The 16,182-nt window shown below is 39.0% G+C and carries 10 protein-coding genes; 8 read left to right on the forward strand and 2 right to left on the reverse strand.

Annotated elements, in window-relative coordinates; all coding sequences use genetic code 11:
- Nucleotides 1-10: 10 nt before the first annotated feature.
- Complete coding sequence (recQ, locus tag BQ5341_RS00720; protein ID WP_071130161.1) at nt 11-1,774, reverse strand: DNA helicase RecQ; 1,764 nt, start codon at nt 1,772-1,774, stop codon at nt 11-13.
- Nucleotides 1,775-1,884: 110 nt separating this feature from the next.
- Nucleotides 1,885-4,431: a M1 family metallopeptidase gene (locus BQ5341_RS00725; protein WP_071130358.1), complete on the reverse strand. Its 2,547-nt coding sequence runs from the start codon at nt 4,429-4,431 to the stop codon at nt 1,885-1,887.
- Between the two features lie 162 nt (nt 4,432-4,593).
- Here BQ5341_RS00725 and truA point away from each other — a divergent pair, with 162 nt between their 5' ends.
- The 8 genes from truA (at nt 4,594) to BQ5341_RS00765 (ending at nt 16,106) form a co-directional block, all read left to right on the forward strand.
- Nucleotides 4,594-5,340, forward strand: a complete 747-nt coding sequence (truA, locus tag BQ5341_RS00730; RefSeq protein ID WP_071130162.1) for a tRNA pseudouridine(38-40) synthase TruA — start codon at nt 4,594-4,596, stop codon at nt 5,338-5,340.
- Nucleotides 5,341-5,636: 296 nt separating this feature from the next.
- Complete coding sequence (gene pyrR, locus BQ5341_RS00735; RefSeq protein WP_071130163.1) at nt 5,637-6,155, forward strand: bifunctional pyr operon transcriptional regulator/uracil phosphoribosyltransferase PyrR; 519 nt, start codon at nt 5,637-5,639, stop codon at nt 6,153-6,155.
- A gap of 36 nt (nt 6,156-6,191) precedes the next feature.
- Nucleotides 6,192-7,484: a uracil-xanthine permease family protein gene (locus BQ5341_RS00740; RefSeq protein WP_071130164.1), complete on the forward strand. Its 1,293-nt coding sequence runs from the start codon at nt 6,192-6,194 to the stop codon at nt 7,482-7,484.
- A gap of 163 nt (nt 7,485-7,647) precedes the next feature.
- On the forward strand, nt 7,648-9,171 hold the full coding sequence (locus tag BQ5341_RS00745; RefSeq protein WP_071130165.1) for an ABC-F family ATP-binding cassette domain-containing protein: 1,524 nt from the start codon (nt 7,648-7,650) through the stop codon (nt 9,169-9,171).
- Nucleotides 9,172-9,268: 97 nt separating this feature from the next.
- On the forward strand, nt 9,269-10,309 hold the full coding sequence (locus BQ5341_RS00750) for a DUF6933 domain-containing protein (protein WP_071130166.1): 1,041 nt from the start codon (nt 9,269-9,271) through the stop codon (nt 10,307-10,309).
- 203 nt (nt 10,310-10,512) lie between these two features.
- Nucleotides 10,513-12,861, forward strand: coding sequence for an alpha-galactosidase (locus BQ5341_RS00755; RefSeq protein ID WP_071130167.1), 2,349 nt, complete (start codon nt 10,513-10,515; stop codon nt 12,859-12,861).
- The gene (locus tag BQ5341_RS00760; RefSeq protein WP_083378546.1) at nt 12,851-14,236 is read left to right on the forward strand and encodes a glycoside-pentoside-hexuronide (GPH):cation symporter; all 1,386 of its coding nucleotides are present in this window, start codon (nt 12,851-12,853) and stop codon (nt 14,234-14,236) included. The genes BQ5341_RS00755 and BQ5341_RS00760 overlap by 11 nt, the downstream gene beginning before the upstream one ends.
- A complete protein-coding gene (locus tag BQ5341_RS00765) occupies nt 14,214-16,106 on the forward strand; it encodes an alpha-glucosidase (protein ID WP_083378547.1) in 1,893 nt (630 codons plus the stop codon). Before BQ5341_RS00760 ends, BQ5341_RS00765 begins: the two co-directional genes overlap by 23 nt.
- Nucleotides 16,107-16,182 lie beyond the last annotated feature (76 nt).

Raw genomic sequence — 16,182 nt, forward strand, 5'->3', positions numbered from 1 at the left:
GCGGGGCTGTTTATTGCAGCGCCGCGTTTTTTTGTTGAATCACTTCTAAAAATACTTGTCCGTATTTGTCCCGTTTACTTTCGCCGATACCTTTAATATCCAGTAAATCGTCTAAAGTTTTTGGCATTACCGTACACATTTCTTTTAACGTTTGGTCAGAAAAAATAACAAACGGGGGCACATGTTGTTCTTCGGCTAATTGACGACGCAAACTTCTTAATTCTTCGAACAAGTCGCCATCGACTTCCAGACTTACTTTTTTCACCGTAGCAGCCATTTTCCGGAAAACTTTTTCTTGGCCGGTTAAGACCAATAAGCCACGGGGGGTAATATTTAAAACTGGATATTGACCACCAACGGCTTGTAAAAATCCGGCAGCGACTAAATAATCAATCGTTTCACTAACTGATTTTTGACTCTGGTCTTTTAAAATTCCAAAAGTCGACAGCTGATCAAAATGCAAATCTTTTATTTTTTGAACTCGGGAGCCCGTTAAAACTTGGGCGACTAATACTTTGCCGAAGCGCTGATTCATTCTTTTGACACAAGATAAAATCTTTTGCGTCTCCAAAGTAATCTCTTGTTGCTCCCGATTATCTAGACAGTTGGAACATTTGCCACAAGAGGCCGTCACTTCGCCAAAATATTTTAAAATAAATTGTGGCAAGCAGTCTTCCGTATTGGCATAGGTGGTCATTTCTTGTAATTTCAAGAAAGCTTGCTGTTTATTTTTTTCGTCCATTTCATTTTGCTGAATAAAAAAATGTTGAATTTGGACATCGCGTAATTTAAAAAGCAAAATCACATCACTATCTAAACCGTCGCGTCCGGCTCTGCCGGCTTCTTGGTAATAAGCTTCCAGCGTTCCCGGCACTTGGGCGTGAATCACAAAGCGAACGTTGGATTTATCAATCCCCATCCCAAATGCATTGGTGGCCACCATCACCGGCGTTCGATCATACAAAAAATCTTCTTGATTATTTTGCCGTTCGCTAGCGGAAAGTCCGGCGTGATATTTTGTTGCAATAATTTTTTTGTGAGTTAATAACGAATAAATCCGCTCGACTTCTTTTCTAGTAGAAGCATAAATAATCCCGGAATTGGTAGGATTTATTTTTAAATAATCTAATAAAAAACGGTCGCTGTCTTGATTTTTAACAACTTGAAAAGCAAGATTCGGGCGAGAAAAATCTGTCTGCACTTTTTTTGAAATCTCTAAGCGCTGCATAATATCTTTAGCGACTTTCGGTGTAGCCGTAGCGGTTAAAGCCATAATCGTCGGCTGACTAGGTAATTTTTTAATAATTTCGGTGACGGTTAAATAACTCGGACGAAAATCGTGGCCCCACTGCGAAATACAATGAGCTTCATCAATAGCCACCAGATCAATCGGCAAGCGCGACAATAAATTAAAATAACCTGAGTCCAAGCGTTCCGGGGAAACATATAAAATTTTTATCGTGCCATTTGTTAATTCAGCCAAGCGTGTTTTAATTTGTGTGGCAGTCAAAGTACTATTAATAAAAGTGGCGGCAATCCCATTTTCGTTTAAGGCGTCCACTTGATCTTTCATTAAGGAAATTAGCGGCGAAATCACCATTGTGACACCCGGAAAAAGTAAAGCAGGAATTTGGTAACAAAGAGATTTCCCACCACCTGTCGGCATAATTGCTAAGACGTTTTTTTCTTGTAAGGCCGCATCAATAATTTCTTTTTGACCACCGCGAAAATTATCATAACCAAATTTTGTTTTTAAAATTGTTTCTGGCGTCATTTCATCCGTCCTTTCTGCTCGTATTATTGTAACAGAAAAAAGAAGTTAGAAAAAATAAAGCTAGAGAAAAATGATTTCATTTTTCCCTAGCTTTATTAAATAAACGTCTTTTAAATATTTTTCATTCCCGCTTCAGTAGTTAAAGCTAAAGCGACAGCACCTTTTTCTTTAGCAATTAAAGCTACCCGACTTTCAATCACGCGAGTATCCATCTTAATTTCCCGCGTTAATCCTGGTTGATTTAATTTTGGTTCAAAGAATGCTTTAAATTCAGCTAAACGTTCTGGCGTGCGGAAAACACGGCTAATCACAGTAATGTAAGTGGTAAATTCCATATCGCCACCCACTTTTTCTTCAAGCCAAGCCCAATCGTTACGAATCCAATCCCAAGCTTGTTGTTGACCATCGGGATTATTTAAAGTCAGCATGAACCAGCCCCGCAAGTCTTGAGGTTTAATTGTTTCAGCATCTTCAAATTTTCCAACAAGTTTTTCAACGAGAGCTGGATCTTTGACGCTCGTTACCGCCGCGCGCAAACTTTCTTGGTAAGCAGCATCTGGTGATTTGCGGTATTCAGTCAGTAACTGATTGAAAAGTTTAGCCGTGCCATAATTTTTCACTTCCGAAGATAAAACTAAAGGCCGAATCGGTGCTGGTAATTTACTTAAATCATCGGAAAATCCTTCAAATAAATTATGTGCTTGCGCGATGGTTTCAGGATTTTCGGCATAAAGGGAGGCCGATAAAACATAAGGACGCATTAATTGGTCGTCGTTGGATTCATCAGGCAACCCGCGCCAGCCTAAGCGCTCCACTTGATCTTTACTTAAGGCGTCAACGAAAGTTTTTAAATTTTTCTCTTCGCTTGATTTTGGTTCAACAAATTTTTTCAAATTATTAACGGCAGTATAAAGAGCTTGATTCACTACCGCCGATTCGCTAGCAGCAAAATCTTTCAATAACGGAATCATTTGTCCATAAGACATTTGGCCGCCTTCAGCTAATAAGCGCCAGTCTTGCAATAATTGGAATTCATCAATTGCCACAAAATCAGAATTATTTTCTAGTAAATCAGCCAACAAAGTGTCGTCATATTTAACGATAAAGTGCGAATTGTTGCCGATATTTAAACGGAATGGTTTTTTATTTTCAGCCCGTAATTTTTGATAATCCCCAAGAACAATATTTTTATCTGAAAGAAGAGCAGGGGCGGCTGCATAATTACTATTTAAAGGAATTTGCCATAAGCGACCGATCTCATTTCCTGCGCCGATGAAAAATTGTTTTTGGCTTAAAGTAAGTTGTCCATCAACGACACTTGCTTCAACGACAGGATAACCTGGTTGTTCTAACCAAGAGTGCATCACCGCACCCACGTCAAGACCAGACGCCGCACCGAGTGCATTCCATAAATCACTCCCGGTGGCATTTCCATATTGATGAGCGGCAAAATAATTTTTCAAGCCAGCTCGCAACGCATCGTCGCCAATTAAAGCCCGCACCATAACTAACATCCGCGCGCCTTTAGCATAAACAATCGCTGCGTCAAATAACGAATCGATTTCTTCAGGATTTTTTACTTCCACGTGAACGGATTGCACGCCGTCTGTAGCATCTCTTTGTAAAGCAGAAGGAGCATCTTGTGTTTGGAAAGTTTCCCAAATATTCCAGTCCGGTTCCAAATAATCGATGCAAACATATTCCATCATATTGGCGAAACTTTCATTTAACCATAAATCATCCCACCATTGCATTGTTACTAAATCACCAAACCATTGATGCGCTAACTCATGAGCAATCACTGTTGCCACCCGATGTTGATGGGGCAATGAAGAATTATTTGGATCAACGAGTAAATACGCTTCACGATAAGTTACTAGTCCCCAGTTTTCCATAGCACCGGCGGAAAAATCAGGCAAAGCTAATTGCCAAGAGTGAGGAAGTGGGTAAGGCGTTTGATAAAAATCTTCGTAAAATTCAATCGAGCTTTTGGCAATGTCTAAAGCAAAATCCAATTCAGCTGCGTCATGGGCATAAGTGGCAAAAACACCCACTTTAACGCCAGATTTCGTTACGTCTTGTTTATTTTGCATTTGCCCAAAAGCAAAAGCGACTAAGTACGTCGACATTTTAACCGTTTCTTCAAAATAATGAACGCCATCGACAGCTTTAATTTCCGGCATATTAGCTAAAATCGTTTCGCCATCAGTTTCGTCAAATTTAATCGCTAAAGAAAAAGTAGCTTTAGCTTCTGGTTCATCGACACAAGGAAAGGCTTGGCGAGCAAAATTCGTTTCAAATTGTGTCCCGATTAATTGTTTTTTCTCACCATTTAATTCGTAATAAGACGGATAAATCCCCATCATAGTGTCAGTAATTGGCGCAGTGTAGCTGACAGAAATTTTCACTTCACCAGCTTGTTTTACGGCAACGGTTAAAGAATTTTTTTCTTGATCAATCGTAAAATCAACTGCTTGATCGTTAAGCAAAACTTCACTTACTTGTAAATCTTTTTGATGGAGTAAGACCGTCGTTTCTAGCGCTGTTCCTCTGACTGTCGTTGTTCCGGAAAAAGATTTTGTTTGGCGATTAATGTCCAGGTAAACATCATAATGATTAGGTTGGAACGTTTCAAAAAATCGTTGCAAATGTATCAGTCCTCTCGAATTTTTCAGAATAATATAATTATACGGCTCGTGGTAAATTTCCGCAACGGAAAGGGTTATAAATGCCGAAAATGTTTGACATCTTGAAGCTTTAGCAGTTATTATGCCTTGATAGGTAAAATAATTAAAACATGCTAAAGGAGCAATAAAAAAATGCGCAATATTAAACTCACCATTGAATACGACGGCACCCGTTATCTTGGCTGGCAACGGCTGGGAGACTCTGACAAAACAATTCAAGGAAAAATTGAAAATATTATTAAACAAATGACTGGCGAAACAATTGAAATCACAGGTTCCGGTCGAACGGATGCTTCCGCGCACGCTCGCGGTCAAGTAGCGAATTTTAAAACAGAATCTACTTTATCTTTAAAAGAAATGCAAGCTTTTTTCCATCGTTATTTGCCAAATGATATTGTAGTTAAAGAAATTTCTGAAGTGCCAGAACGTTTCCACGCCCGCTACAATGCCACTGGGAAAAAATATATTTATTATATTTGGAACAACGAAGTACCAACGGCGTTTTCTCGTCATTATAGTTATCACGTGCCAGAAAGATTAAATCTTGTCAAAATGGAAGCCGCCGCTGAAAAAATGGTGGGCACCCATGATTTTCTTGGCTTTTCCGCCCTCAAAAAATCTAAGAAAAAATCCACCGTTCGCACGATTAATGAAATTTCTTTTCACCAAGAAGGCAGCATGCTAGCTGTAACGTTTGTTGGGGAAGGATTTTTATACAAAATGGTCCGCATTATGATGGGCACCTTATTAGAAGTCGGCTTAGGGGAACGCTCGGTAGATTCTATTGCCGATATTTTTGACCAAAAAGTCCGCGCCACCGCTGGCGAAACAGTCCCGGCCCAAGGATTATTTTTGGATGAAGTTTTTTATAAAAAATAAAGTTTAACTTTGCAAAGCCAGCAAGTGTAAAAAAACGAACGACCAAAAGTTTAGCGAAAAATATTTGCGACAAACTATTGACAATTGCGCCAACAACTTATAAACTACCAACAACATCTCCTTTAAATTGGTCCCGTGAGGCTAACAAGGTGGACAGTCTATTTTTAGTGCGGAGAAATTCTCGAAATTCTCCGCTGACTTGCCGCAGCCTCATGACCGTTAAACGTCATGAGGCTATTTTTTTTGGATTTGTTGGATAAAATGTTTCAACTAAAATTAGAAAAAGGAGGAGTACTATGGCCAAAATTATTTTAGATGAGTTGGCTATTCAAAAAGCATTAACCCGGATGAGTTATGAAATCATCGAGCAAAATGCTAGCTTAGATCAGCTAATTTTTGTAGGGATTAAAACGCGTGGGGCGTATTTAGCCGATCGTCTTTCACAAAAAATCGCCCAAGTGGAACAAACGAAAATTCCGGTGGTTCATTTAGATATTACCGATTATCGTGACGATCGCCGCGTGTCAGAAAAAGTTGTTACCGCCAGTCAATTTCCGCTAGAAATTACCGGCAAAAAAATTATTCTCGTCGATGATGTTTTGTACACCGGACGAACGATTAGAGCAGCCATTGAAGCTGTAATGGATGCCGGCCGACCAAAAAAAATTGCGCTAGCCGTTTTAATCGATCGCGGCCATCGAGAATTACCACTGCGACCAGATTTTATCGGGAAAAATATTCCCACCGCCAAAAATGAAGTTATTAAACTTCACGTTGTTGAAGTCGACGGACGTGATCAAGCGTTACTGTATTAATTGAAAACTAAATACGAAATATAAAGGAGCGCCTCAATGAAAAAAGTAACGACGCAACATAACAAAAAGGATTCAGATATTGTTTTAGACATTGCCGATCGTCCCACATTAGGTTTAGGCTTAGCTTTATCGTTGCAACATTTATTCGCCATGTTCGGAGCCACAGTGCTGGTGCCGATTTTGGTAGGCTTGGATCCGGGGATTGCTCTTTTTAGTTCAGGTGTGGGCACGCTGCTGCATATTTTAATTACGAAACGAAAAATTCCGGCGTATATGGGTTCCAGTTTTGCTTTTATTGTACCAATGCAATCATTAATGAAAACAGTCGGTTACCCCGGCATTGCCCAAGGAATATTTGCAGTCGGCGTGGTCTATCTCGTAGTAGCTTTAATTATTTCAAAAATCGGCACTGCTTGGCTGGATCGCGCCTTGCCACCAATTGTGGTAGGACCAATTATTATGACGATCGGCTTATCACTCGCCGGATCGGCAGCCGACAATGCCACATTAGATGCTGCGGGCAATTACGATTGGAAAATTTTAGTCGTAGCGCTGCTAACTTTATTAATTACAATTTTGTTTAATATGTTTTTATCTGGCTTTTGGGGACAAATTGCGATTTTACTAGGCATTGTCTGTGGATATTTAATTGCTTTATTATTTGGACTTGTTGATTTTCAACCAGTTATAGATGCGCCTTGGTTCCGTTTGCCAAAATTTGAAATTCCTTTTGTCAGCTACCCGATGGAATTTCACTGGTCGGCGATGTTAATGATGGCGCCGATTGCTTTTGTAACTATGACAGAACATATGGGTCACATTATGGTTTTAAATGATTTAACGAAGCGCAACTTTTTCAAAGATCCTGGCTTGCATAAAACGTTAACCGGCGATGGTGTCGCTTCCCTTTTTGCAGGACTTGTTGGTGGTCCGGCGATTACAAGTTACGGCGAAAATATCGGCGTGATGGCGATTAATCGGATTTATTCTGTCTATGTGATTATCGGGGCAGCAAGTTTGGCGATTGTCTTTAGTTTTGTTGGTAAATTATCTGCCCTGATTCAAAGTATTCCTGGCGCTGTTTTAGGCGGCGTAAGTTTTCTCTTGTTTGGAGTTATTGCTACAGCTGGTTTGCGCATTCTAATTGAAAATAAAATCGACTTTAATGCCCGCCGCAATTTAATGATTGCCTCAAGTATTTTAGTCATTGGGATTGGTAATGTCACTTTGCAATTAGACACATTCCAATTTTCCGGTGTGGCTCTTGCTACCGTGTTAGGAATTTTATTAAATCTTTTCTTACCGAAAAAAGCTGTCAGCGAACAATAATTAAAATAGAAGAAAAAATTCTCCTTGGTCTTAAGTCCAGGAGAATTTTTTTATTTAATGAAGGATTTTTGACAATTATCGTCTGAGATGATACCCTGTGTAACGATGAAACACTTGCTGTGGGCATAGTCCTGCAGCTTTTTTATGTAAAGGAAGTGAAAATGTGCTCCAATTAACGAATATTACTCAACAATTTGGCGACAAAGTGTTGTATGAAAAATTAAATTTGCAAATTAATCGCAACGAACACGTGGGACTAATCGGTCAAAATGGTGCCGGCAAAAGTACCCTCATTAAAATGATTACCGGTGAACTTTTACCCGATGATGGTACGGTGGAATATCCAAAAAATAGCCGCATCGGTTATCTCGATCAATATGTGGAAGTAGACGAAGAAAAAACAATTTTTGAATTCCTGAAAACAGCTTTTCAAACAGATATCGATAAAGAAGCAGAAATTGGTGAACTGTACGCGGAATATGGCGAAAATATGGACGAACGTTTATTAGAAAAAGCCGGCCAGTTGCAAACTCAACTCGATCAAGGGGATTTTTATCAAATGGATACCCTGATTGCTGAGATGGCTACAGGACTGGGGATTGATGTGTTAGGTTTAGATACGTTACTTAAAAACCTTAGTGGTGGTCAACGGTCAAAAGTTATTTTAGCTAAATTACTTTTAGAAAAACCTGAAATGTTAGTTTTAGATGAACCAACGAACCATTTAGATGATACGCATGTCGCTTGGCTGACAGAATTTTTACGAGATTTTTCGGGAACATTTTTAGTAATTTCTCATGACCGAAAATTTCTTAACGATATCACCACCCATATTGCCGATATTGAATTTGGCAAACTGACGAAGTACACCGGCAATTTAAAACAAGCGTTGGTGCAAAAAGAAGCCAATCGCGAATCTTATTTGCGTAATTACGCAGTACAGAAAAAACAAATTGAAAAAACCGAAGCTTATATTCGTAAATATAAAGCTGGATCTCGTTCGACGATTGCTAAAAGTCGTCAAAAACAATTGGAAAAAGTAGAACGCCTGACGCCACCATCTAGTACGGCGGCCCCTCATTTAGTTTTTCCTTATCGACCAATTGTCACAACTTTTGCTCTAGAAACAGATGAATTAGTAATTGGTTATGATAAACCACTTTTAGCGCCAATTAATATTTCCATTCGTTACGGCGAAAAAGTCGCCTTGCGAGGATTTAATGGTATTGGAAAATCGACACTCTTAAAAACTTTAATCGGTGAAATTTCTCCGTTAGCTGGTGTTTTTCATTTTCCGGACAATTCGATAGTCAATTATTTTTCTCAAGAACTTAACTGGGAAAATCCTTTAGCTACACCGCTCCAATATTTAAGCGACTTATTTCCAGAGGCAACGATTAAAGATTTGCGCCGCCAATTATCGCGGGCAGGTTTAGTCAACGAGTTGGCTCAAGAAAAATTGCGCCAATTATCTGGTGGGGAACAAGCGAAAGTAAAATTTGCCCAACTTACTATGAAAGAAAGTAACTTTTTATTCTTGGATGAACCAACGAACCATATCGACCAAGAAGCTAAAGAAAATCTCCAACAAGCCATCGCTCAATTTCCCGGCACCGTCTTAGTCGTTTCTCACGAACAAGAATTTTATGAAGATCTCGTTGATCGCGTTATTGATTTAGAAAACTAATAGAAATCTCCGTTTTTAGCGGAGGTTTCTTTTTTATTTAGAATTTTGTCCGTTAATGCGCTATACTGGTCCTAAATCACTAGATAGGAGAATGAACATGTTTATCAATCCGACGAAAAAAGCGCTAAGTATTTTTAACCAGTTGCCAGCGGTGGAAAATATTCCCCAAGCCCAAAAAATAGCGGCAGCTAATCCCTTTTTTTCTTGGCACGCCAATTATTTTAATGTCGATCGCAAAAAAGTCGTGGTCTTAGTCAATGACCTAACTTACGCGACGGTTGTTTTATACGACATTAACGCCAAAAATAAAAAAAATCTGGCAGAAATTATGACAGAAGGTATTCGCGTCGCCTTTAAATTAGCCGGCATACCACCAGTTAAAATCGATAAATATTTTCAAGAAGCTGGCGACTTTGAAATTTCTACCGGCTTTAATCGCCAAGTCAGCGGAGTGGTGACTTTAATGATTCAGGATCGTTTCCCTCGGACTATTAATTCTGAAAGCCGAGTGCAACGGGTCTTGATGCAAAGCGTGCAAAGTCAATTTTTTAAGCATGGTCAAGAACATATTTTTCCTAAAGACGAGCTTCAAAAGGCGATCAAAGAGCGGATCGTTATGGTCACCCCGCCGTTAGAAACAGAAAAAGACACGACTCAAAAAGAAACGTCCACTTATCAAATCAAAAAAACATGGGCGCCATTTCAAGAAGTCGCTCTACCAGAAGATGTTGATATTTCAGATCTTTCCAGTGCGGCTTATGATAAAGCAGGCGACAAGATTGAAAAAAATAACGAGCTAGTCTTAGCCGAGTTTGAAAATTATTTAAGAGAAGGTGAACAACTGAGTGAAAAAATAATTACGCGTCATGTGGACCGGGCAAAATGGTTTATCAATGAATATTTAATGTTTGACTTTTTGGAAACACCACTAGCAATCACTCAAGAACTCGACATGTTTTTAGCTGACTGGTATCCGCGTAAAGCAGCTTCTAGTCAAGCGGATTTGCGAGCGGCCGGCAGTGCGCTAAAAAAATTCGCCAACTTCTTGTATTTAGCTGATGAAATTTCTAAAGAAGAATTAGCTGATATTAAAGAAACAATTAAAGACAGCGTTGAATACGGAATGGGTTTCGTTTAAAAATTTTTGCCAGCTTTCTTTTTTGCCACGTTTTTAGTATGATTAATTTTAGCATTTGATCGCCTCCTTAATTTTGTGTAGTGACTTAATTATTGGGCAATCAAATGCTTTTTTTGAAAAATAACGACTACAAAACTCTTTTGAGTAGCAACAAAAAAACTCAAAGCGTATGATAAGCTAAGAAACTTGAGAGAAGGTTGACTATGATTACTTTTTTGCAAAATGTTTTTTATTTGCAGACTAAAAACACATCCTATTGGTTTCAAATTACTAAACACGGACATCTTGAACAGATTTATTATGGTCCCAAATTACCTATTCAAGATCCGACTGCTTTAATTTATAAACGAACCGCCCAAACTGGCTCGACCATTGCCTATGATGCTGCCGATATTTATTATGCCTTAGATGAATTGCCGCTAGAATATAGTCCAACTGGGGTAGGAGATTATCGCTTTTTGCCTAGTGAAATTCAGATGGCCGACGGTAGTTTTGTCAGTGATTTTTTGTATGACCGCCATGAAATTATTGATGGTGTCATTTCTTTGCAGAGTTTACCAACAGCTAAAGCGACAGTAGACGAAAGTCAAAGTTTGCGCATTGAATTAATCGATGCTCTGCATCACGTGCGCTATGAGTTATTTTATACCGTTTTTTTTGAAACAAATGTGATTACAAGAAAAGTGCGAGTTGTAAATCTTGGTGCTACACCGATTACGATTCACAAAATTATGAGTAGTCAACTTGATTTGCCTAACAGAAATTATCAGCTCCACACTTTTAACGGCACGTGGGCAAAAGAAACCCATCAACAAATCAAAGATATTCAAATTGGCGAATATAGTAATAGTTCCACTACTGGAGATTCTAGCAATCGCGCCAATCCTGGCATTTTGCTAGGCGAGAAGTCGGCTACTGAAAATCAAGGTTGGGTTTACGGAATGAATCTTGTGTACAGCGGGAATCATTATAGTCATATTGAACTTTCGCCTCACGGTTTATTGCGCACGTCCATGGGGATTAATCCTCAACAATTTCAATGGGCACTTTCCGCCAATGAATTTTTCGAAACGCCAGAAGTTTGTCTCAGTTTTTCAGCCAATGGGTTTAACGGTCTGAGCGGAAACTTCCACCATTTTATTAATCACCATATTATCCCGCAACATTTCCAAGAAAAACTGCGCCCGGTGGTTTACAACAATTGGGAAGCGACTTTTATGGATTTCAATCAAGCAAAATTATTAAAATTAGCCAAGCAAGCCAAAAATCTCGGGGCCGAAACGTTCGTCTTAGATGACGGTTGGTTTGGTACCCGTAACGACGATACGCAAGGTCTAGGAGATTATGCAGTTAATCGCAAGAAATTTCCCCAAGGTCTGAAAAGTTTCGCCGATAAATTACGCAGCACCGGACTAGAGTTTGGTTTGTGGTTTGAACCTGAGATGGTCAATCCTAATAGCCAACTTTACAAAGAACATCCCGAGTTTGCCGTCCAACTGCCGGGAAAAAATTCAGTTCTCGGACGCAATCAATTGGTTTTAGATTTATGTCAAAAAGAGGTCCGGACGTATATCATTGAAAATGTCGGGAAAATTTTAGATGAAACCGGCGCAACTTTTGTCAAATGGGATATGAATCGTCATATTGCCGAAGCATTTTCGGCAACTTTAACGAATCAAGGGGAATTTTATCATCGGTATATGATGGGTTTGTATGAAGTGCTAAGCCAAATTTTCGGCCCGCGCCCAGAAATTTTATTGGAATCTTGTTCTTCTGGGGGGAATCGTTTTGATTTGGGGATGCTTTGTTTTTCACCGCAAATTTGGGCCTCAGATGATACAGATCCCATTGAACGCTTGGAAATTCAAGGCGGACTTTCTTATTTGTATCCACCTTCGACTATTTCTTGTCACGTTTCCGCCAGTCCCCACCAACAAACTTTAAGAGCCACCCCGCTGTCCAGCCGCTTTAACGTCGCTTCATTTGGGGTCTTAGGTTACGAACTAGATCTTAATCTTTTAACGCCCGAAGAACGCAAAGAAATTAAAGAACAAATTACTTTTTACAAAAAATATCGCGCGACTTTGCAATTTGGAAAGTTTTCTCGCACCGATACGCTTAAATCCACGCAAAAAATTTGGCAGGCGCAAGGAACAGATCAAGAAACTGTCGCTGGATTTTTCCAAACAAAAACGCAAGCTTCCCCAAGTTATGATTTACTTCCAGTTTCCGGCCTAGCGGAAAATACTTTTTACAAAATGACTAGCAAACCACAACGAATTTTTATCCAACAATTTGGCGAATTAATTAAACATGTGACGCCAGTCAAGCTCAATCCCCATGGTCTTGTCATCAATACGATTGCCAAACATTATAGTTTAACCGATGCTAAAGAAGAATATTTTGGAACTGGCGGGCTATTTGCCAGCGGTGTTTTATTAAAAAATCAATTTATGGGCAGCAATTATAATGATCAGACGCGACTATTAGGAGATTTCGGCTCGACTTTATATGTAGTTTCAAAGGAAGAAGGAAAAGAAGTTGGACAATAAGCAAACGAAAAAGAATCGTTATTTTTTTGGCATCGGGACAATCGGTCGTGACGCGACTTACACGATGATTAGCATGTACCTAATGTTTTACTTAACCGATATTTTGAAAGTCCCCACCAGTATTATGGCGACAATTACGGTGGTCTTTATGGTGACGCGGATTTTTGATGCGGTAAATGATCCATTTATGGGCATTATTGTTGATAATACGAAAAGTCGTTTCGGCAAATTTAAACCGTGGATTTTCGGCGGTGGCTTATTGTCTTCGGTTTTTACAATTTTAATTTTTACTGATTTTGGCTTGCAAGGAACGGCTTTTGTCGTCGTCTTTATTTTGTTTTATCTTTTATGGGAAATTAGTTTTACCGCTAACGATATTGCTTTTTGGGGCATGTTGCCAGCGCTTAATCAAGATCAAAAAGAGCGGGAGAGAATTGGCGGCGTGGCACGGATTTGTGCTAACCTCGGCATGTTCACGATGGTGGTGGGTATTGTGCCAATTACTAATGCCCTAGGAAAAGTGACCGGCAGCATGACAAAAGCGTATCAACTGTTAGCAATTATTGCCGTGAGTGTGATGTTTGTTTTCCAATTAATTATGCTGTTAACCGTTAAAGAACAAACCCACACTAAACCGCAAAAAGCGACGCACTTTAAAGATATGATTCAAGTCATCTTTAAAAACGATCAACTGCTGTGGGTAACAGTTTCCATGACTTTATTTATGGTCGGCTACATTACGACTACTAGCTTTGGTCTTTATTATTTTAAATATGTTTACGGCGATGAAAGTATGTACTCGATTTTCGCTTTAATCTTAGGCGTCTCACAAATTATTTCTTTACTCGCTTTTCCACACTTAAGCAAATTTTTCTCGCGGAAAACTTTATATTTATGGGCGACTCTAATGGTAGTTGCCGGCTACATTTTATTTTATTTGGCCCCAACTAGCACTATGGCGGTCATCGGTATTGCCGGCGTCTTGATTTTTGTCGGTCAAGCGGCGATTCAACTATTAATGCTAATGTTTATCACCGATACCGTGGAATACGGTCAGTGGCGCTTTGGTCGGCGAAATGAAAGTGTCACTTTGTCCTTGCAAGCTTTTATTAATAAATTAGGCGGGGCGATTGCTAGTGGGATTGTTGGGATGACGCTGGTGATTTCCGGAATGAAAGACGCTGGCAATGCTGCGGGCATGACAGCTCAAGGAATCACCACTTTTAAATTTTTCATGATGGTCTTGCCACTTGTTTGTATTTTAGTCGGTTATGGCGTGTATCATTTTAAATACAAAATCGACGCCAAATTTTACAGCCAAATGTTAGTAGACTTAAAGGAGCGTGAAAATAATGACGCTGACCATGAAATCTAAAGTCAAAGAACTTTATGCCACACCAATCGGTAAAGATGTTTTTGATAAAGTCTTGCTACAAGTTAATAAATCGTCAAAATGGCTTTTAAATCCCATCGTTGGCAATTTATCTTTAGCCGCCATAAAAAAAATTTCTTTTAACAAACTCGATCAAAAGTTTTTCGATAAAATTTTATTTTTATTAAATAGCGAAAAAGATTTACCTTTAAATGACGAGGTGCCAATTGAACAAACTTGGTGGAAAGAAGCGATTTTTTATCAAATTTATCCGCGGTCATTTAAAGATAGTAATGGCGATGGTGTGGGGGATTTGCGAGGTATCATCGAAAAACTCGATTATTTGCAAGAACTAGGGATTACCGCTCTTTGGTTGTCACCAATTTATCAATCACCAAATGATGACAATGGCTACGATATTTCTGATTACCAAGCTATTCTTGCTGAATTTGGTACGATGACAGATTTTGATGAATTATTAGCCCAGCTCCACAAGCGTTCCATGCGTCTGATTATGGATTTAGTAGTCAATCATACTTCCGATGAGCATCCGTGGTTTCAAAAAGCCTTGGCCGATGAAAATTCTCCTTACCGCAATTATTACTTTTTTGAAGATGGAACGCCTGATACACCGCCAAATAATTGGAAATCATTTTTCTCAGGCCCTGCTTGGCGCTATTTTCCTAAACAGAAAAAGTGGGTCATGCATTTATTTACGAAAAAACAAATGGATCTCAACTGGGATTATCCGGCAGTCAGAGAAGAAGTTGCCCAGATGGTTCGCTGGTGGTTGGCAAAAGGCGTCGATGGTTTTCGCCTTGACGTGATTAATTATATTTCTAAAAATCCCGGCCTAAAAGATGGTGATGCTTTTGTGGGTGAACTGATGGAATTTTACGGGATTGAAGAATATTATTACGGCATTCATCTCCATGAGTATCTTCATGAATTAAAAGAAAATGCGTTTGCTCCCTTTGATGCTTTTTCAGTGGGGGAAACTCCTGGTGTCGGGATTGAAATGGCCAAACTTTTAACGGGCGATTATCGAAAAGAGTTAGATATGGTTTTTAATTTTGACCAATTAGAAACTCCAGGCCACGTCCGCTTTGATGATTACCGCTATGATTTGAATTTCTTGAAAGAATACTTAATGAATTATCAAACGAATTACGGCAATCATTATTGGATGAGCTTGTTTTACGAAAATCACGACAATCCCCACATGATTTCTAAAGTCAATCCAGATCCTTTTTACCGAGAAGTTTTAGGAAAATTATTAGGAACCATCCAAATGACTTTAAAAGGCACGCCTTTTATTTTTCAAGGACAAGAATTAGGTTTAATTAATAAAAATTATCAAAAAATATCCGATTTCAAAGATGTTGAAACCCTCAATAAATACCAAGAATTGCTAGCTTCAGGACAATCAGAAACAGCAGCGCTTAAAACAATTCTCGCTGGTAGCCGCGACCACGCTCGGGCGCCAATGCCGTGGAATAATTCCAGCAATGGCGGATTTACCACTGGAACGCCTTGGCTTTTAAATGATGAAGATTATTTATTAGTCAACGTAGAAAACCAAGAAGAAAATCCTAATTCCGTTTGGCATTTTTATCAAAAATTAATTGCGCTACGCAAAGAATTCGCTACGCTTATTTATGGCGCGATTGAATTTATTGAACCTGCGAGCAAAAATTATTTTTCCTATATTAGAAAAGATGATGCGGCAGCATTTTTAATAGAAATCAATTTAGGAACCGAACCATTAAAATCACCGCAAAAAAATGTCGGCCAGTTAATTTTAGGAAACTATACTGAAACGAATCAACAAACTTTACAAGCTTATGAAGCACGCATTTACAAAATAAAATAAAATTTTTATTCATAGTTTGAAAAATGAACATATAAAAAAGGAGAAAGCTAAAAACTTTCTCCTTTTTTTGTTATTT

Source organism: Enterococcus timonensis (assembly GCF_900104595.1).
GTDB lineage: Bacteria > Bacillota > Bacilli > Lactobacillales > Enterococcaceae > Enterococcus_J > Enterococcus_J timonensis.